At 63.4% G+C, this 18,060-nt stretch carries 20 protein-coding genes; 7 read left to right on the top strand and 13 right to left on the bottom strand.

The features are described 5' to 3' along the window. Positions 1-91: 91 nt before the first annotated feature. From ACK4FH_RS01250 to coxB, 8 genes are all read right to left on the bottom strand, one after another. On the bottom strand, positions 92-1,603 hold the full coding sequence (locus ACK4FH_RS01250) for a carboxypeptidase M32 (protein WP_409810453.1): 1,512 nt from the start codon (positions 1,601-1,603) through the stop codon (positions 92-94). Further along, a complete protein-coding gene (locus ACK4FH_RS01255) occupies positions 1,600-2,328 on the bottom strand; it encodes an SURF1 family protein (RefSeq protein ID WP_409810455.1) in 729 nt (242 codons plus the stop codon). Before ACK4FH_RS01255 ends, ACK4FH_RS01250 begins: the two co-directional genes overlap by 4 nt. Continuing rightward, positions 2,325-2,696: a DUF983 domain-containing protein gene (locus ACK4FH_RS01260; RefSeq protein WP_409810457.1), complete on the bottom strand. Its 372-nt coding sequence runs from the start codon at positions 2,694-2,696 to the stop codon at positions 2,325-2,327. Before ACK4FH_RS01260 ends, ACK4FH_RS01255 begins: the two co-directional genes overlap by 4 nt. Positions 2,697-2,774: 78 nt before the next feature. After that, on the bottom strand, positions 2,775-3,614 hold the full coding sequence (locus ACK4FH_RS01265; RefSeq protein WP_409810459.1) for a cytochrome c oxidase subunit 3: 840 nt from the start codon (positions 3,612-3,614) through the stop codon (positions 2,775-2,777). An 81-nt stretch (positions 3,615-3,695) separates the two neighbouring features. Beyond that, the gene (locus ACK4FH_RS01270) at positions 3,696-3,875 is read right to left on the bottom strand and encodes a hypothetical protein (RefSeq protein ID WP_409810461.1); all 180 of its coding nucleotides are present in this window, start codon (positions 3,873-3,875) and stop codon (positions 3,696-3,698) included. 7 nt (positions 3,876-3,882) lie between these two features. Then, on the bottom strand, positions 3,883-4,809 hold the full coding sequence (locus ACK4FH_RS01275) for a heme o synthase (protein ID WP_409810463.1): 927 nt from the start codon (positions 4,807-4,809) through the stop codon (positions 3,883-3,885). A 79-nt stretch (positions 4,810-4,888) separates the two neighbouring features. Beyond that, positions 4,889-6,496, bottom strand: coding sequence for a cytochrome c oxidase subunit I (ctaD, locus tag ACK4FH_RS01280; RefSeq protein ID WP_409810465.1), 1,608 nt, complete (start codon positions 6,494-6,496; stop codon positions 4,889-4,891). Between the two features lie 51 nt (positions 6,497-6,547). Further along, entirely contained in the window at positions 6,548-7,381 is an 834-nt protein-coding gene (coxB, locus tag ACK4FH_RS01285; protein ID WP_409810467.1) for a cytochrome c oxidase subunit II, read from the bottom strand. A 374-nt stretch (positions 7,382-7,755) separates the two neighbouring features. Between coxB and ACK4FH_RS01290 the strand changes: the two genes are divergently transcribed. Continuing rightward, a complete protein-coding gene (locus ACK4FH_RS01290; protein WP_409810469.1) occupies positions 7,756-8,151 on the top strand; it encodes a hypothetical protein in 396 nt (131 codons plus the stop codon). 23 nt (positions 8,152-8,174) lie between these two features. After that, positions 8,175-9,608, top strand: a complete 1,434-nt coding sequence (gene tldD, locus ACK4FH_RS01295; RefSeq protein WP_409810471.1) for a metalloprotease TldD — start codon at positions 8,175-8,177, stop codon at positions 9,606-9,608. Here tldD and ACK4FH_RS01300 read toward each other — a convergent pair. The 4 genes from ACK4FH_RS01300 to ACK4FH_RS01315 all read right to left on the bottom strand — a co-directional run bounded on the left by ACK4FH_RS01300 (position 9,605) and on the right by ACK4FH_RS01315 (position 13,049). Next, the gene (locus ACK4FH_RS01300) at positions 9,605-10,108 is read right to left on the bottom strand and encodes a topology modulation protein (RefSeq protein WP_409810473.1); all 504 of its coding nucleotides are present in this window, start codon (positions 10,106-10,108) and stop codon (positions 9,605-9,607) included. The two genes, tldD and ACK4FH_RS01300, sit on opposite strands and share 4 nt — an antisense overlap. Further along, positions 10,105-10,488, bottom strand: coding sequence for a VOC family protein (locus tag ACK4FH_RS01305; RefSeq protein ID WP_409810475.1), 384 nt, complete (start codon positions 10,486-10,488; stop codon positions 10,105-10,107). Before ACK4FH_RS01305 ends, ACK4FH_RS01300 begins: the two co-directional genes overlap by 4 nt. A 160-nt stretch (positions 10,489-10,648) precedes the next feature. Further along, positions 10,649-12,013, bottom strand: a complete 1,365-nt coding sequence (locus ACK4FH_RS01310) for a glutamate--cysteine ligase (RefSeq protein WP_409810477.1) — start codon at positions 12,011-12,013, stop codon at positions 10,649-10,651. A gap of 238 nt (positions 12,014-12,251) precedes the next feature. Continuing rightward, positions 12,252-13,049 carry a 16S rRNA (uracil(1498)-N(3))-methyltransferase gene (locus tag ACK4FH_RS01315; protein WP_409810479.1) on the bottom strand — a complete coding sequence of 266 codons (798 nt, stop codon included), beginning with the start codon at positions 13,047-13,049 and terminating at the stop codon, positions 12,252-12,254. A gap of 50 nt (positions 13,050-13,099) precedes the next feature. On the opposite strand from ACK4FH_RS01315, the gene ACK4FH_RS01320 reads away from it, so the two are divergent. Further along, positions 13,100-13,594: an NUDIX hydrolase gene (locus ACK4FH_RS01320; protein ID WP_409810481.1), complete on the top strand. Its 495-nt coding sequence runs from the start codon at positions 13,100-13,102 to the stop codon at positions 13,592-13,594. A 52-nt stretch (positions 13,595-13,646) separates the two neighbouring features. Then, positions 13,647-14,561 carry a 4-hydroxybenzoate octaprenyltransferase gene (gene ubiA, locus ACK4FH_RS01325; protein WP_409815099.1) on the top strand — a complete coding sequence of 305 codons (915 nt, stop codon included), beginning with the start codon at positions 13,647-13,649 and terminating at the stop codon, positions 14,559-14,561. A 7-nt stretch (positions 14,562-14,568) separates the two neighbouring features. On the opposite strand, the gene ACK4FH_RS01330 is transcribed toward ubiA, so the two are convergent. Continuing rightward, entirely contained in the window at positions 14,569-15,822 is a 1,254-nt protein-coding gene (locus tag ACK4FH_RS01330; protein WP_409810483.1) for an MFS transporter, read from the bottom strand. A 162-nt stretch (positions 15,823-15,984) separates the two neighbouring features. Here ACK4FH_RS01330 and ACK4FH_RS01335 point away from each other — a divergent pair, with 162 nt between their 5' ends. The 3 genes from ACK4FH_RS01335 (at position 15,985) to ACK4FH_RS01345 (ending at position 17,990) form a co-directional block, all read left to right on the top strand. After that, positions 15,985-16,158, top strand: a complete 174-nt coding sequence (locus ACK4FH_RS01335) for a hypothetical protein (protein ID WP_409810485.1) — start codon at positions 15,985-15,987, stop codon at positions 16,156-16,158. Between the two features lie 156 nt (positions 16,159-16,314). Beyond that, a complete protein-coding gene (locus ACK4FH_RS01340) occupies positions 16,315-16,971 on the top strand; it encodes a TetR/AcrR family transcriptional regulator (protein WP_409810486.1) in 657 nt (218 codons plus the stop codon). Next, positions 16,968-17,990, top strand: a complete 1,023-nt coding sequence (locus ACK4FH_RS01345; protein WP_409810488.1) for a fatty acid desaturase family protein — start codon at positions 16,968-16,970, stop codon at positions 17,988-17,990. The genes ACK4FH_RS01340 and ACK4FH_RS01345 overlap by 4 nt, the downstream gene beginning before the upstream one ends. The last annotated feature ends 70 nt before the right edge of the window (positions 17,991-18,060 follow it).

Genomic DNA, 18,060 nt, shown 5'->3' on the forward strand with positions numbered 1-18,060 from the left:
AGAGACCGGGGCCGAACGGGCGTAACCTAGCCGGGGCCGCTGAGGCTTGCAAACCCCTTCGGCACTACGCGGATAAGTCCAACATTTTCAATTATTTACCGAGGTATCGGGCCTCGATATGGCGGCGGAAGGCGGCAGTGCCGAGGGGCTGGCCGGTGGCCTCCTCGATGATGCCATCGGGCGTCAGGCGGGAGCCCTGACCGTGCACCTTTTCACGCACGAAGCGCGTCAGCGGCGCGAAATCGCCTTCGCCGAGCGCCTCTTCAAGCGCGGGTTCCACATCTTTCGCCGCAGCGAAGAGCTGCGCGGCGGCGAGCGCGCCGAGCGTATAGGTCGGGAAGTAGCCGAAGGAACCGGACGGCCAGTGAATATCCTGCATGCAGCCCTGCGCATCGTCCGCCGGACGGATGCCGAGCAGCTTCTCCATGCCCTCATTCCACGCGGCGGGCAGGTCCGCCGCGCCGAGATCGCCCGAGATCATCGCGCGCTCGAGCCGGTAGCGCAGCATCACATGCAGCGGATAGGTCACCTCGTCCGCCTGCACGCGAATGAGGCTCGGCCGCACGCGGCGATAGTGTCGGAGAATATTGTCCGGCGCCCAGGCCGGGCCCTCGCCGCCGAAGGCCGCCTTCAGGCGCGGCGCAAGAAAGGCTATGAAGGCTTCTGTGCGCGCCGCCTGCATTTCGTAAAGCAGCGACTGGCTTTCATGGATCGTCATGCCGCGCGCCCGGCCGACGGGCTGGCCCCGCCAGTCGCGCGGCAGACCGCGCTCATAGAGGGAATGGCCGGTCTCGTGGATCACCGCCATCAGGCTTTCGGTGAAGTCGCGCTCGTCATAGCGCGTGGTGATGCGGCTATCGTCCGGCACGCCGCCGGTAAAGGGATGATGGCTCACATCGAGGCGGCCATGAGCGAAGTCGAAGCCCATCCGGTCCATGATGTCGCGGCCAATCTTCTCCTGCAGCGAGATAGGGAACGGGCCTTCGGGCACAAGCGCCGGTTCGCCCTTTGCCTGATGCGCCATCACCTCCTGCAGCAGGCCAGGAAGGAAGCCCTCAAGCTCCGCAAACAGCCGGTCGATATCGGCGGCGCGGCGGCCGGGGTCGTAGCTGTCGAGCAGCGCATCATAGGGATCGAGACCCAGAGCATCGGCCTTGGCGGCCGCCTGTTCGCACGTCAGCGCGAGGAGCTTGTCGAGTGCCGGTGCAAGGCCCTCATAGTCGTTTGCCGCCCGCGCTTTCCGCCAGATCATCTCGGTCTGCGACTTCTGGCGCGACAGCCGCGTCACGAGATCGGCCGGCGTCGCTGTCGCATGGGCGTGGATGCGTTGCATCTCGCGAAGGTTCGCGCGGTCCCATTCGGCGAGCCCGTCGCCGGCTTCCGCTGCGCCCGAAAGAAGCTCGCCGGTTTCGGGCGCGGTCAGCGTTTCATGTGCGATCAGCGAGAGCACCGCCTGCTGTTCGGCGCGCGCTTCCGCACCGCCTTCCGGCATCATGGTGGCGCGATCCCAATGAAGCACGGCCTGCGCGCCGCCAAGGGCGGACAGTCTGGCGAACCGGTCTTTCAGCGCCTCATAGGCGGCGGTTGAATTGCGCGACGTCATGACGGTCTGCCGATGCGCCCGTTGGCGCGGTGATAAAGCACATAGATCACGATGAGCACGAGGGCGAGACCGCCCCATGTCAGCGCATAGTCGAGATGATTGTTCGGGATGTCGATGCGTGTGCGCCCGGCCTTCGGCCATTCGCCGGGGAAGGCGCCAGCCTCAGCTTCGACGATAAAGGGCGCGATACGCGCCTCGCCAAGCCCCGACCCCATGATCGCCGGATCGCGCACCATCCAGACATTCTTTTCCGGGTCGTCCACGCCGTCGAACATGCCGCGCTCGGATGGCGCGCGGATGATGCCGGTGAAGTTCAGTTCGCCTTCCGGTACGCCACCGCGCAAAGCCGCCTCTTTCAGGGCAACGGGTACGAAGCCGCGATCGACCAGGACAAGTGCGCCATCGGCAAGTTCGAGCGGCGAGATCACGGCATAGCCGGGCGCGCCCCTTTCACCTTGCGTGAAATAGTGGAACTCGACGGAGAGAAACCGGCCCTCGACAACAACGCGCGTATATTCCTCTTCCCGCGCGTCGTAATCCGCCCAGTCTGCGCTCGCGGGCAGTGGCACCGCTTCCGCGTCCATGCGCGCGGCGATCTTTGCCAGCAAGCCCTCTTTCCATTCGAGGCGCTCCACCTGCCACAACGACAGGCCGATCAGCACCGGCAAGGCCAGAATCGTGAAAAGCGTCGGCCAGAAAAGCGGACGGAAGAAGCGGTTGTTCATGGCTCGAGTTTGCCCTCCGCTGCCTTGTGCCGGTATTGCTGCGCGACAAGCCAGCCCTTGAGCGGGCGGATGAGGCCGATGGTCAGCGCAAGCGTCAGCGGAATCCAGAGCAGCGCGTGAACCCAGTAGGGCGGCGACCAGGTGAACTCCACCCAGAGCACGAGGCCGACGATGACAAAGCCCGCGATCATCATAATGAACACGGCCGGGCCATCGCCTGAATCGGCAAAGCTGTAATCGAGACCGCAGTTCCCGCATTTCGGCGCGAGGTCGATGAAGCTCCCGAACAGCTTTCCTTCGCCGCAGCGCGGGCAGCAGCCGCGAAGTCCTACTTCGAGCGAAGACGGCATGGGCCGCACTTGCGTCATCTGCATGCTCCTGAAATCACAAGGGCGGACCGCTTGCAGCGGCCCGCCCCATATTGCGTCTTTTGCAGACGGCTGTCCTCAGTGCGGTGCGATCGGCGCGCCGTGGCCGCCCCACACATAGATGGCGAAGAACAGGAAGATCCACACCACGTCGACGAAGTGCCAGTACCAGGCAGCCGCCTCGAAACCGAAGTGAGCCTTCGGCGTGAAGTCGCCCTTCATCGCGCGCAACAGGCAGACAATCAGGAAGATCGTGCCGACGATCACGTGGAAACCGTGGAAGCCGGTCGCCATGAAGAAGGTCGCGCCATAGATGCTGCCGCCGAAGGAGAAGGCCGCATGCGCATATTCATAGGCCTGCACGCCGGTGAAGACAAGGCCGAGCGCAACGGTCCACGCAAGGCCCTGCACGAGGCCCTTGCGGTCGTTATGCAGCAGCGCGTGATGCGCCCATGTCACCGTGGTGCCTGAGGTCAGCAGGATCAGCGTATTGATGAGCGGCAGGTGCCAGGGGTCAAAGACCTCCACACCTTCCGGCGGCCACTTGCCGCCGGTGAACTCGGCGCGTGCAACCTGATGCACTTCATCGGGGAAGAGGCTCGCATCGAAGAAGGCCCAGAACCAGGCGGCGAAGAACATCACTTCGGAAGCGATGAACAGGATCATGCCGTAGCGCAGGTGAAGCTGCACGACCGGTGTGTGATCGCCCTTGCGGCCCTCGCGGATCACATCCCGCCACCAGCCGAACATGGTGTAGAACACGATCGCGAAGCCGAGCAGCATGATCCATGACGACGAGCCATGCATCCACTGCACGGCGCCGATGGCCAGGATGAATGCGCCGACCGAGCCGACGAACGGCCAAGGGCTCGGGTCTACGAGGTGGTAGTCGTGATGTTTGGCGTGGGCGTCAGCCATGTCCCCTCTTCTCCGCTTCAGTGCGCTGCCCCGGGGCCGCGCCACCAATCAAATCCCTTTTGAGCCAATTCGCGCCCGGTTTCAGAACGGCCGGTTCGCGACATTGCCTCCAAGTTTCACAATCGTCACAACGAAGAACAGAACGATAAACGCAACCAGCGTCCACGCGATTGCGCGGTTGCGCTGGCGGCGGCGCTCGATCAGTTCTTCGGTCCAGATGGGCGCCTCGATCTTGTGGCGTCCGAGATCGTCGTCTTGCATCCCGCCCTCACATTCCGATCAGCCGCTCGACGAGGAGCAGCGAGAAAACGAGGAAGAGATAGAGAATGGAATAGGCGAAGAGGCCCTTTGCGGCCTTGTCCTGCGCGGCGCCCGGCGCCGTGCGCCAGACGCGGATGGCGAAGGCGAGGAAGACCGCGCCCAGACCCGCCGTCGCCGCGGTATAAAGCGCACCGGCAAAGCCCATCAGGCCCGGCAGCAGCGTGACCGGCACGAGCAGCGCCGAATAGATCATGATCTGGCGACGCGTTTTGCGTTCGCCGGCCACCACCGGCATCATGGGCACGCCGACCTTTTCATAGTCGCCGGACCGGAAAAGAGCGAGCGCCCAGAAATGCGGCGGCGTCCACATGAATATGATCGCGAAGAGGACGATACTTTCGAGCGATACCGAGCCCGTCACGGCGGCCCAGCCAATCACGGGCGGGAATGCACCGGCGGCGCCGCCAATCACGATGTTCTGCGGTGTGCGGCGCTTCAGCCACATGGTGTAGATGGCGACATAGAAAAAGATGGTGAAGGCAAGGAGCACAGCCGCCACCCAGTTCACCAGAACGCCCATCGTCATCACGGAGAAAACGGAGAGGACGGAACCGAAGACGGCGGCTTCCTGCGGCGCCACGCGGCCTGACGGGATCGGCCGGTTCGCCGTGCGCACCATCTTCGCGTCGATATCGGCGTCATACCACATGTTGAGCGCGCCGGACGCACCCGCGCCGACCGCAATACAGAGCAACGCCGTGAAGCCGATCACCGGGTGAATGCCGCCCGGCGCCAGCGCAATGCCGACAAGCGCGGTGAAGATCACCAGCGACATGACGCGCGGCTTCAGCAGCTCGAAGAAATCGCTCGCGCTGCCTTCGCCGCCCTGGCGCAGGACATCCGCACGATCGTTGCTGTAGGCCGTATCCGACATGACTTCGCTTTGAACCTTCTACGCGCGCACTGGTCTTGAAAGAGGCTCCGGCCGGGAATGACCCGGCCGGAGCGGCTTGTCACTTGATCCGCGGCAGTTCCGAGAACTGGTGGAACGGCGGCGGCGAGGAGAGCGTCCACTCGAGCGTGGTTGCGCCTTCGCCCCAGGGATTGTTCGCGGCCTTTTCCTTCTTCATGAAGGCGTGTGCGACGCCCGCCAGGAAGATCAGCACGCCGAAGGCCGAGATGTAGGAACCGATCGACGAGATGTAGTTCCAGTAGGCATAGGCGTCCGGGTAGTCCGCATAGCGGCGCGGCATGCCCTGCAGGCCGAGGAAGTGCTGCGGGAAGAAGATCATGTTCACGCCAATGAACGTGACCCAGAAGTGCAGCTTGCCAATGAACTCGGAGTACATATAGCCGAACATCTTCGGGAACCAGTAGTACCAGCCCGCGAAGATCGCGAAGACGGCGCCGAGCGACAGCACGTAGTGGAAGTGAGCCACCACGTAATAGGTGTCGTGGAGCGCGCGGTCGACACCGGCATTGGCGAGCACGACGCCCGTCACGCCGCCGACCGTGAACAGGAAGATGAAGCCGATCGCCCAGACCATCGGCGTCTTGAACTCGATGGAGCCGCCCCACATGGTGGCAATCCAGGAGAAGATCTTGACGCCCGTCGGAACCGCGATGACCATGGTGGCCGCAACGAAATAGGCCTGCGTGTTGACGGACATGCCGACCGTGTACATGTGGTGCGCCCACACGATGAAGCCGACAACGCCGATCGCGACCATGGCGTAGGCCATGCCGAGATAGCCGAAGACCGGCTTCTTCGAGAAGGTCGAGATGATGTGCGAGATCATGCCGAAGCCGGGCAGGATCAGGATGTACACTTCCGGGTGACCGAAGAACCAGAACAGATGCTGGAACAGGATCGGGTCGCCGCCGCCTTCAGGCGAGAAGAAGGTGGTGCCGAAGTTGCGGTCGGTAAGCAGCATGGTGATCGCGCCGGCGAGAACCGGGAGCGAGAGCAGCAGCAGGAACACCGTCACGAGAATCGACCAGACGAAGAGCGGCATCTTGTGCAGCGTCATGCCCGGTGCGCGCATGTTGAAGATCGTCGTGATGAAGTTGATCGCGCCGAGGATCGACGAGGCGCCGGCGATATGGAGCGAGAGGATCGCGAAGTCCATCGCCGGGCCGGGGGTGCCGGTCGTCGAGAGCGGCGCGTAGATCGTCCAGCCGCCGGCGACGCCGTGGCCGCCGGGAACGCCGGGAACAAACATCGAGATCACGAGCAGGCCGAGCGCCGGAGGCAGCAGCCAGAACGAGATGTTGTTCATGCGCGGAAAGGCCATGTCCGGCGCGCCGATCATCAGCGGCACGAACCAGTTGCCGAAGCCGCCGATCATCGCGGGCATCACCATGAAGAAGATCATGATGAGGCCGTGCGCCGTCACCAGCATATTGAAGAGGTTGTAGTCGCCGCCGAGAACCTGATCGCCCGGGAGCTGAAGCTCCATGCGCATGACGACCGACATGCCGGCACCGATGACCCCCGCGATGATCGCGAAGATCAGATACATCGTGCCGATGTCCTTGTGGTTCGTCGAATAGACGTACCGCTTCCAGCCCGTGGGGTGGTCGGCGTGATCGGCGTGCGCCCCTGCAGCTTGACCTGCCATCTCTCTAAACCCTTCGTTCTTGCTTCACTATCGCAGGTGGAAGACAGCGCCTCAGCGCAGTTCCGTCCCGGCGATCTCGGCGACCTTCACATTATCGTTGGAGACGGCAGCCTGCTGCTGCTGCGTCCATTCCTCGAATTCTTCCTTCGTCACGACGAGCACGTTGATCGGCATGAAGGCGTGACGTGTGCCGCAGAGTTCCGAGCACTGGCCGTAATACACGCCGGTCTTCTCGGCGCGGAACCAGGTTTCGTTCAGGCGGCCCGGAATGGCGTCGATCTTGACGCCGAAGGGCGGCACCGCGAAGGCGTGGATAACGTCGGCGGCCGTCACGATCACGCGGACCGTGGTGTCGACGGGAACGACCATTGCTTCGTCGGCCGCGAGAAGGCGCGGCTGGCCGGGCTGAAGGTCTGCATCCTCGATCATGTTCGAGATGATCGAAATGTCGCCGTGATCGGGATATTCGTAGCCCCAGTACCACTGGTAGCCGATCGCCTTCACAGTCAGCTCCGCCTCGGGCACGACGACCTGCTTGTAGAGCAGGCGGAAAGAGGGGATCGCGATGATAACGAGAATGATGACGGGGATGACCGTCCAGGCAATCTCGATAAGCGTGTTGTGTGTCGTCTTGGACGGCACCGGGTTCGCCCTGGCGTTGAAGCGCACCATGACGATGATGAGCAGCGCCAGCACGAAGAGCACGATCGCGGTGATGATCCAGAGCAGGAGATTGTGGAAGGCGATGATGTCGCGCGCTACTTCCGTCACCGGCGCCTGGAGCCCGATGCCGCGCTCGACCGGTTCCGCATGCGCCACGGCGCCACTGAAAAGCGTCGCCATGAATGCGACGGCGTAAAGGCCAATTCCGTTCAGAAACCGCATGCTTGTCCCCAGCTAGTCAAATCAACGTCCGGACCCAGATCCGCGCACGGCCCCGAAAGGCAGGCGGCGGGATTTGGCCGTCAGAAACCATAAAGCGCCGCTGCCCGCAAGTTCCGACGCGGGCTTGCTTATTCTTTTCCCCGGGCGACGGTTTTCCTGCCATCCTGCGGGAAGGCGACTCGTGGCGAGGAGTATAGTCGACGCGCGGCATCAAACCACAGGCGCGGCCCGGTTTTGCGACGTTTTGCCACAACAACCGGGCGAATCCCGCCCTGGAACTGCCCCGGCCGGTGAAATTCGGGTTCCGGCCTTTATACGGGGCCGAAAAGTCCTAGAATTACGGTTGGATATTTCGCTGGGAGAATCGTTTAGCCATGCGCGACGAGGCGCTGATCCATTTCCATCTTGGCCGCCGGATCTCGGCGGGACTGCTGCTGCCGCAAAATGGCGGCGCGGCACCCGAGCTCTTGTCCGAGGCGGCCCCCTGGCTCGATCCGCGCGATCCCGGCCGCTGCGTGGTCGGCTTCTGCGCCGCCCATCCCGACCTTGTCGGCGATGTCATCGCCCCGCCCCCGCCCGGCTGGGAAAACTGGCGCTTTGTTGAATGGGACGACTGGTTCGGCCGGATCAACGGTGTGTTTCTGGTCGACCTTGCCTCGCTCAAGGTGACGCAGTACCCGCTTTACAGCTGCTCGCCGCATATCGTGCCCTGCGACCTTTCCAGCCTGCCGCGAAGGCTCGTGCCGGTCGAGGAATGGCTCGCGCGCTGACGCTTCTCTCAGATGGACCGATAATGACCGCTTCCTCCGACGATCTTTTCTTCAGCCGCACCGGGCTCGACCGTGCCCGCGTCTCCTCGCTTGTCGGCGATACGCTCAAAGGCGCCGATGATGGCGAGATCTTCATGGAGTTCCGCCAGTCGGAAGCCCTCGGCTTCGACGATGGCCGCCTGAAGACCGCGAGCTTCGACACCAATCAGGGTTTCGGGCTTCGCTGCGTCGCTGGCGAGGCGACCGGATATGCCCATGCGTCTGAATTTTCCAAAGCGGCGCTGAAGCGGGCCAGCGATGCCGTGCAGGCGGTGAAGACGGGTCACACCGGCGTTGCCGCGGAGGCGCCCGCCCGCACCAATACGCATCTCTATTCGGATGAAAATCCGCTGGGCGCACAGAGCTTCGAGGAGAAGGTGAAGCTTCTCGCCGAGATCGACGCCTATGCCCGCGCGAAGGACAAGCGCGTGCAGCAGGTTTCCGCCTCGCTTGCGGGCGAGTGGCAGGCGGTCGAGATCATCCGCGCCGACGGCACATCGCTCCGGGACATCCGCCCGCTGGTGCGCCTCAACGTCGCCATCGTGGCGGGCGAAGGCGACCGTCAGGAAACGGGCTCCTTCGGCGTCGGCGGCCGCATGGGCTATGACGTTTTCATCGATCCCGCGCGCTGGCAGGGACAGGTGGACGAGGCGCTGCGCCAGGCGCTGGTGAACCTTGAAAGCGTGCCGGCGCCTGCCGGTGAAATGGATGTGGTGCTCGGGCCCGGCTGGCCCGGCATCCTGCTCCACGAAGCGATCGGCCACGGGCTCGAAGGCGATTTCAACCGCAAGAAGACCTCGGCCTTTGCAGGGCTGATGGGTGAGCGCGTCGCCGCGCCCGGCATCACGGTCGTCGATGACGGCACGCTGGCCGACCGCCGCGGGTCGCTCACCATCGACGATGAAGGCACGCCGACATCGCGGACCGTGCTGATCGAGGACGGTATTCTTAAGGGCTATATGCAGGACCGGCTCAATGCCCGCCTCATGGGCATGGCGCCGACAGGCAACGGACGGCGCGAATCCTACGCACATCAGCCCATGCCGCGCATGACCAACACCTACATGCTCTCTGGCAATCACGAGCCCGGCGAAATTCTGGCCTCAGTGAAAAAGGGCCTTTATGCCGTTTCGTTCGGCGGCGGGCAGGTGGACATCACGTCGGGCAAGTTCGTCTTTACCTGCACCGAAGCCTATATGATCGAGGATGGCCGCGTGACGCGGCCCGTCAAAGGCGCAACGCTGATCGGCAACGGGCCGGACGTTCTCACCCGCGTCACCATGATCGGCAACGACATGGCGCTCGATCCCGGCATCGGTACATGCGGCAAGGCAGGACAGGGCGTCCCCGTCGGCGTCGGCCAGCCGACGCTGCTTGTGAAGGGGCTTACCGTGGGCGGCACGGCGCGGGCGGCCTAGAGCGCATCAAGAAAATTCGTAATCTCCGCATCGCTCCGCAGGCGGAACACTTGTGCATGGGCGGCGTCGCTGGCCAGCGTCTCTTCCATCGTCGCGTCATGCGTACGTTTGAAGTGCCAGATGAATCGGTAGAAGCCCGGATCGAATTTCTCCGGGCAGCCCGGCGCGAGGTCGGCACGGTTTCTGCCGAATTGCATCAGCGTCCGGCGGAAGGCACGCCACAGGCAGACACGGCGCGGCTGATCCACCCAGATCACCGTGTCCGCGCGCGGCAGGCGAATGTCGAAGGTACGGCTGAAATTGCCGTCGATGATCCAGCGGTCTTCCGCCACGGCTGCAGCGATCTTCGGCCGGAACTCCTCGTAACTGCTTTCGACCCAGCCCGGCTTCCAGAACAAGACGTCCAGATGCACCACGGGCAGGGAAAGTTTCTCGCCGAGCTTTCGCGCAAGTGTCGACTTGCCGCCGCCCGAGCAGCCTATGACGAGGATGCGCCTCACCCCTTCTTGCTGTGGCAGACCGCCTGCAGCTTGTTGCCTGCGGGATCGCGCACATAGGCGCCGTAATAATTCGGATGGTAGTGCGGGCGGAGCCCCGGTGCGCCTTCGCTTGTGCCGCCAAGTTCCAGCGCCCTGGCATGGAAGGCATCCACCGACGCACGGTCGGGCGCGAGAAAGGCGACATGGCCGCCATTGCCCGGAACATGCGCCTCGCCGTTGAAGGGCTTCAGCACGAAGACCTTGGGGCCCGCCGCCGTACCGTAGCTCAAAGTGCCCGGCAGCTTGAAGAAGGGGACGATGCCGAGCGTCGCCAGCACCGTGTCATAGAAGGCTTCCAACTTTTCCGGCTCATCCGCACCGATGGTGACGTGACTGAACATTGGCAAGCTCCCTCTCCAATCATGTTACCCCCGGGGGTCCAGAAGCCGCCACTGGCGGCGTCCAACTTAAAAAAAAAAGTGGTTGCAGCTTCACTTGCCGCCCTGGATGCCCGGGTCAAGCCCGGGCATGACATCCTGTTGTTGGCAGTTTTGAATGACCTCAGAACGCGTATTCCTTGAACACCGGATCGACCGAGCCGCCCCAGCGACCGTGATAGAGGTCGAGCATCTCTTCGGCGGGCGACTTGCCCTTCTCGACGATCTCTTCCACGGCGCGGAGATGGATTGCCTCGCTTGCGCCGACGCCGTCGCCATTCGCGCGCGCATCGAGCCCGGCGCGGGAAATCGCCACGGCCTTGCGCGCCACATCAAGCATCGTGCAGCCCCGGAACGGTGTGTGGAGCCCGTGCTTCGCCACCTTGTCGCGCAGCGCCTGCCGCTCTTCCGCCGTCCAGTCCTTCACGAGATCCCACGCCGCATCGAGCGAGGACTGATCGTAGAGCAGCCCCACCCAGAAAGCCGGCAGCGCGCAGATACGCGCCCAAGGGCCGCCGTCTGCGCCGCGCATTTCCATATAATTCTTGATTCGCGCTTCCGGGAAAATCGTCGTCAGGTGATTGTTCCAGTCGCCCCGTGTCGGCACCTCGCCGGGCAGCGCCGGGAGGCGGCCTTCAAGGAAGTCGCGGAAGCTCTGGCCCGTCGCATCGATATATCTGCCGTCGCGATAAACGAAATACATCGGCACATCGAGCGCATAATCGACCCAGCGTTCGAAGCTGAAGCCATCCTCGAAGACGAAAGGCACCATACCCGCGCGCTGGTTGTCCGTATCGGTCCAGACATGGGAACGGTAGGAGAGATAGCCGTTCGGCTTTCCCTCCGTGAACGGAGAGTTCGCAAAGATCGCAGTCGCGACCGGCTGCAGCGCGATGCCTACGCGCAGCTTCTTCACCATGTCCGCTTCGGACGAAAAATCGAGGTTCACCTGCACCGTGCATGAGCGGTACATCATGTCGAGACCCATCGTCCCGACCTTCTTCATGTATTCCGTCATGATCTTGTAGCGGCCCTTGGGCATGACGGGGATTTCGTCGCGCCGCCAGTTCGGCGTGAAGCCGAGGCCGAGAAAGCCGATGCCGTGTTCGGCGCCCACTTCCTTCACCTGCGCCAGATGGTCGTGCAGCTCGGCGCAGGTCTGGTGCAGCGTTTCGAGCGGCGCGCCCGAAAGTTCGAACTGGCCGCCGGGCTCCAGCGAGATGTTCCCGCTCTTGTCGCTTTCGAGGCCGATCAGCGTTTCGCCTTCGAGGACAGGACGCCAGCCGAAGCGTTGCAGCCCTTCCAGCATGGCGCGGATGCCATGATCGCCGCCATAGGGGATGGGCGTCAGGTTCTTCGTGCAGAACGGGAACTTCTCGTGCTCGGTGCCGATACGCCAGTCGCTTTTCGGCTTGTTGCCGCGCTCCAGCGCAGCCACGAGATCGCGACGGTCGGTGATGGGCTCGGGCCCGGCAACGAGAATGCTCATGCGAGCCCCTTTCCTCCGCGGACCTTGTTGCTCGCGGGGCCAGCCACCTGCCCGACGACGGTCCTCTTACGCGCCGGTCACTGAAGGCTCCGGCATCGCCCAGATGTAGGAGCGCCCATGCCTCATGGCAAGCGCCAATCTCAGTTCAAAAAGTAACAGCGGAACTGGCCACCGGAACAGGCCCAATGCAATTGAGAATTGTTCGAGGGTGCCATCTGCGCGGGGCCGCCTCGCCCCCTCACCAGTCCCCCAGCACCAGCCCCACCGCCGCCAGCGCGGCGATGGCAGCCGTATCGGCACGCATGATGCGGGGACCAAGGGAGATCGAGAGCGTATCGCTCCGCTTGCGGAGCATGTCGCGTTCGGCAGGTGAGAAGCCGCCCTCCGGTCCGATAAGCACGGCAAGCGGGGCGCCTCTCTTGCCTTCGGCTGCGAGCCGCTCCAGCGTCGCGCGCGTGGCGCCGGGGCCTTCGTTCTCGTCGCAAAATAGAATGAGCCGGCCCGGCGCCGTCTCGTTCCATTTCGCCAGGATGTTCGAAAGCTTTTCGGACTCGCGCACTTCCGGTACGGCGACGAGGCCGCATTGCTCCGCCGCTTCCACGGCATTGGCCTGCAGCCGCTCATCTTTCAGCCGCGTGACCACGGTCCGTTCCGTTATGACAGGCTGGATTACGGCGGCGCCCATCTCCGTCGCCTTCTGGGCGATGAAGTCGAGGCGGGCGCGCTTCACCGGCGCGAAGAGGAGCCATATATCGGGCAGCGGCTCCTGCGCCCGCGCCCGGCCTTCCAGCTCCAGGACGCAATTCTTCTTGTGGGCTTCGGCAATCCGCGCCGCCCATTCGCCGTCGCGCCCGTTGAACAGCAACACGCGCTCGCCCTCGCCCATGCGCAGCACATTCACAAGATAATGCGACTGGTCCTTGTCGAGCGTCAGGCTCGCCCCGGCGCCAAGGCTCTCCACCACATATAGGCGCGCCTTGCCGCTTGCGCAGCGCGCGTTCCCATCCAGGCCATCTTCATCTTCGCGATTCTTCATGGGCGGAGTATCCATTCTTTTCCGGTCCCATACAGCCATTCGAGCGCCCCATGCACCCTCGCAAGACCGTCCGCGTCCTACTGCTCGATCCGGCGGATCGGCTCCTCCTCATCCGGATGCACGATCCGAATGTCTCCGATGCGTCGGGGCGGGTGCTCCCGCATGCCTATTGGGTGACGATAGGCGGTGAATGCGAGCCGGGAGAGGATATTGCCACAACGGCAAGGCGCGAGATTCTGGAGGAAACCGGTCTGACGGATGTCCGGCTCGGGCCTCCCGTCTGGACCACCGAGCATGTACTTTGCGTCCATGGCAAGAATCGGCTGATGCAGGAGACTTTCATCCTGGCCCACACCGATACAACCACCCTCAACCGGGACGGGTGGACCGAACTCGAGTGGCATGTCATCCATGAGATGCGCTGGTGGCGCCTTGACGAGCTGCAGGCAACGTCCGAGATGATCTTCCCGGCTTCGCTCGTGCAGCACCTCCCCGGCCTGATCGCAGGGGATTTGCCCGCCTCCCCCATCGCCATCGCGCCCTGAGCAGGGCTGGAATCGAAAGCGAATCGGGGGCAGAACTTTCACCATGAACGAGATGAAGCAGGATCAGGCCCGCGTGGCCGATGCGCAGCCCGAAAACTGGGTGGACACGCACGCACCAGCCTGGGTGCGGCCTTTTGCGCGCCTTGCGCGGCTCGACCGGCCGATCGGCTGGTGGCTGCTGCTGCTGCCCTGCTGGTGGTCCGTCGCGCTTGCAAGCGAGGGCTGGCCTTCGCTCGTGCTTCTCCTCCTCTTTTTCATCGGCGCTGTCGCCATGCGCGGCTCGGGCTGCACATGGAACGACATCGTCGACCGAGATATCGACGCTGCCGTGGCGCGCACGCGGTCGCGCCCGCTGCCCTCCGGCGCGGTGACGCTCAGGGGCGCGCTTGCCTTCCTCGTCCTGCAATGCCTGATCGGGCTGGGCGTTCTGCTCTCCTTCAACAGCTTCGCCATTCTTCTCGGCTTTTCGTCGCTGATCCTCGTTGCGATCTATCCCTTCATGAAGCGCATCACCTATTGGCCGCAATTCGTGCTCGGCCTTGCCTTCAACTGGGGGGCGCTATTGGGTTGGGCGGCCGTGCACGGCTCGCTTTCGGCAGCGCCGCTGCTGCTCTATCTCGGCGCCGTCGCCTGGACCATCGGCTATGACACGATCTATGCGCATCAGGACAAGGAAGACGATGCGCTGATCGGCGTGAAATCGACGGCGCTGAAATTCGGCGAGACGACCCAGAAGTGGCTCTGGTTCTTCTATGGCATTGCGCTCATCGCCTTTGCGGGTGCAGGCGCGGCGGCAGGGCTCGGGCCCTTCTTCTATCCGGTGCTTGCCGTCGGTGCGGCGCTTCTTGTCTGGCAGATCGTCACGCTCGACATCGACGACCCGGCGCGGTGCCTCCGGCTCTTCCGCTCCAACCGCGATTTCGGCCTGCTGCTTTTCGTTGCGATTGTCGCGGGCCAGGTGGCATAGGCGCGGTTCAAGCGACGGGTTTCACATCCGACAGCCTGTCGACTTTCCTCAGGTCCGGGAAGAGCCACATCCAGATCCCGACAACGCCAAGCGTGCCGACGCCGCCGATCAACACGGCCGGCACGGTGCCAAAAAGGGCCGCAGAGACGCCGGCACGGAAATCGCCAAGCTCGTTCGAAGCACCGATGAAAAGCATTTCCACCGCCGTAACGCGGCCCAGCATCTGCTGCGGCGTTGCAAGCGGGATCAGCGTCGAGCGGATATTCACACTCACCATGTCGGAAGCGCCCATGATTGTGAGCGCAATGAGCGTGAGGATGAAATTTTCCGACAGGCCGAAGACAATGGTGGCAGCCCCGAAGATCGCGACACAGGCGAACATGATGTGGCCTGTGCGGCGGCCAAGCGGACGCCAGACAAGCATGAGGCTCACCACAATGGCGCCAACGGCCGGCGCTGCGCGCATGAAGCCGAGCCCCGTCGGTCCGACATCGAGAATGTCGCGCGCATAAATCGGCAGCAGCGCAACCGCGCCACCGAGCAGCACCGCGAAGAGATCAAGCGAGATCGCGCCGAGGACGATGGGCGAACGGCGCATATAGAGGATGCCGGCAATCGCGCGCGACATGGCGCCGACACCCGGTTCCTGCGGCTCCACCTTCGTTCGCGTGCGGATGGCGAGGAAGGCAACCGACACGCAGAGGAAAAGCGCACAGCACGTCGCGTAGACAGTGACCGGTCCCCAGAGATATAGGAAGCCGCCGATCGCCGGTCCGAGGATCACCGACATCTGGAAAGTGGAAGAACTCACCGCAATCGCGCGCGGGAGCTGCGCCTTCGGCACAAGCAGCGGCACGAAGGAGCGCGAGGCAGGCGCCATGATCGCCCGCGCGGTACCGAACAGCGCCAGTGCGGCATAGAACCAGGTGACGTCGCCCGAATGCGTGATCGTCAGGAGAATGAGCCAGCCGGCAGACACCGCTTCCAGAATCCCCGCTGCCGCGACAATGAACCGCCGGTCGATGCGGTCGGCAATGTCCCCCGCTGGCAGCGTCAAGAGCAGCATCGGCAGGAACTGTGCAAGGCCGACATAGCCAAGCGCCAGCGCACTTTCCGTTATGTCGTAGACCTGCCAGCCGACCGCTACCGACATGATGAGCATGCCGAGCGTGCCGAGGAAGCGCGCCGAGATGTAGAGCCGGAAGTCGCGCAGGCGGAATAACGCGGCGGTGGTCGTTTGGTTTTCGGGGAGGTCGTTCATGTCAGTCGCGGGCGGGCCAAGTTTTGCCCCTTATGCCCGAAGCATCGGCGGAAGTCGTGCCTCATCCTCGCAAGTCGTTTTGCCGCAGGGCCGAGACGTTGAATTCGGCGAATGCAGTGTTAGACATGTTGCATCGCAACAATTCTCCGTAAGGAGGAAAATATGAACAAGTTCGTCAAACAGTGGCTCCACTATGCGGCGCTCGCCGCCGAGACCTTCACGGGTCAGGCGCAGTGGTATGAGGCCGAGCAGGCCAAGGCCGCACCGGCCCGCTGCGAGGCGGCAAAGACCCGTGACGAGGCCGATTTTGTGCCGGTTCTTCGCGCCGCCGACTAAACTTCGACTATCGGCATAAGCCCCGGGTTTCCGTGCCCTTCTTGAAGACACGGAACCGGGGCTTTGTCTTGCGCCGGATTCCGGGATTTGCGCACCGCTTGACGTCCATCCCTGAACCATGGTTCATTTCTTGGAGAGTGAACGGAGGTTCATAGCTTGGCTTACCGGCAGACAGACAAGGTGGCGGCGCGGCTCGCGGAAACGCGGGCCGGTATTCTCGATGCCGCGCGCGGGCTCGTGGCCGAGGGCGGTTTTGCTGCGGTGCAAATGTCGGAAGTCGCCCGCAAGGCAGGCGTCGCGACGGGCACTCTCTACCGCTATTTCTCATCCAAGGAAGCGCTCTGCCGCGAAGTGTTCCGCGAAGTGTCCTCGCGCGAGATGGGCAAGCTCGCGGAAATCGCCTTGAGCGATGAACCGGCGAGCGAGCGGCTTGTTGAAGTCCTCCGCACATTTGCCGGCCGTGCAGTCAGAGGCCGCCGCCTCGCCTATGCGTTGCTGGCCGAGCCGGTCGATGTGAATCTGGCCGAGGAGCGCGCCTTCTTCCGCCGCACTCATGCCGACATATTCGCGCGCATCCTCGAAGATGGAATCGAGAATGGTGAGTTGCCCGAAATCGACGTGAAGATCGCGGCGGCCTGCATTGCAGGCGCCATTCCCACCGCGCTGATCGGGCCGCTGGCGCCGCAATCGCATGAGCTCGACCGGAACGCCGATCGCGTGGTCGAGCAAATCGTCAAATTCTGCCTCGCTGGCGTGGGCATCACCCTTGCGGCAGGTGCGGTGAATACCAGAGAACGGAGAACAGTCGCATGAGAGTTCTGGCAAAGGATCTCTTGAGCCCGGAACAGATTGCCCATGTGCGCAAGCGCTCGGACCTGCGCGGCACCTGGCTTGTCTTTCATGCCTGGGCCGTCATTTTCGGCGCGATGGCGGTTTTCGTCGCCTTCCCCAATCCGCTGACTTTCGTTCTTGCGGTCATGGTGATCGGGGCGCGGCAGCTTGGCCTCGCAATCCTGATGCATGACGGCGCACATGGCATTCTCACCGAGAACCAGAAGCTCAACAATTTCCTGAGCCAGTGGTTCTGCGCCTATCCGATGATGGCGGAGACCGGCGCCTATCGCCGCTATCACCTGAAGCACCACGCGAACACGCAGCAAAAGGAAGACCCCGACCTCATTCTCTCGGCACCCTTCCCGATCACGCGCAAGAGCTTCCGGCGCAAGATGATCCGCGACATTACCGGCCAGACCGGATACCAGCAGCGGAAGGCGCAGATCCTCAATGCGCTTGGGCCCGCAGACTGGCCGCTCGCTCAACGCCTCTCGCACTACTGGCAGAAGCTCGGCCGCGCGACGCTCGCCCAGATCGCCGTCTTTGCGGTACTTGCTGCAAGCGGACACTGGTATCTCTATTTCATTCTCTGGCTCACACCGTTCCTCACCTGGCATCAGGCGATCACGCGCATCCGCAACATCGCGGAACATGCCATGGTGCCGGACAATGACGATCCGTTCCGCCATGCGCGGACGACGCTCGCCAATCTGGTCGAGCGGGCGCTGATCGCTCCCTACTGGGTCAATTATCACGTCGAGCACCATCTGATGATGTGGGTGCCCTGCTACAACCTGCCGATGGCGAGGCGCTTCCTCATTGCCAATGGCTATGGCGGACGGATGGAAACCAAAGACAGCTATGCGCAAGTGATCCGCATGGCAACGTCACGGCCCGACGATCAGGATCAGCGGGGGGAAGTGATCCACAATGCACGAAAGCGCCGTGTTTCGGGCATCACGTCGGAAGGTTTCACCGAGGATCAGAACGCCGCCTGAGCAGCGCCAAGCCGGCGCTGCATCCGGCGGGGCCGCCTTTGCGGGCCAGTCTCGCCATGCTAAATCTCTC

Source organism: Parvibaculum sp., from assembly GCF_046297875.1.
Lineage (GTDB): Bacteria > Pseudomonadota > Alphaproteobacteria > Parvibaculales > Parvibaculaceae > Parvibaculum.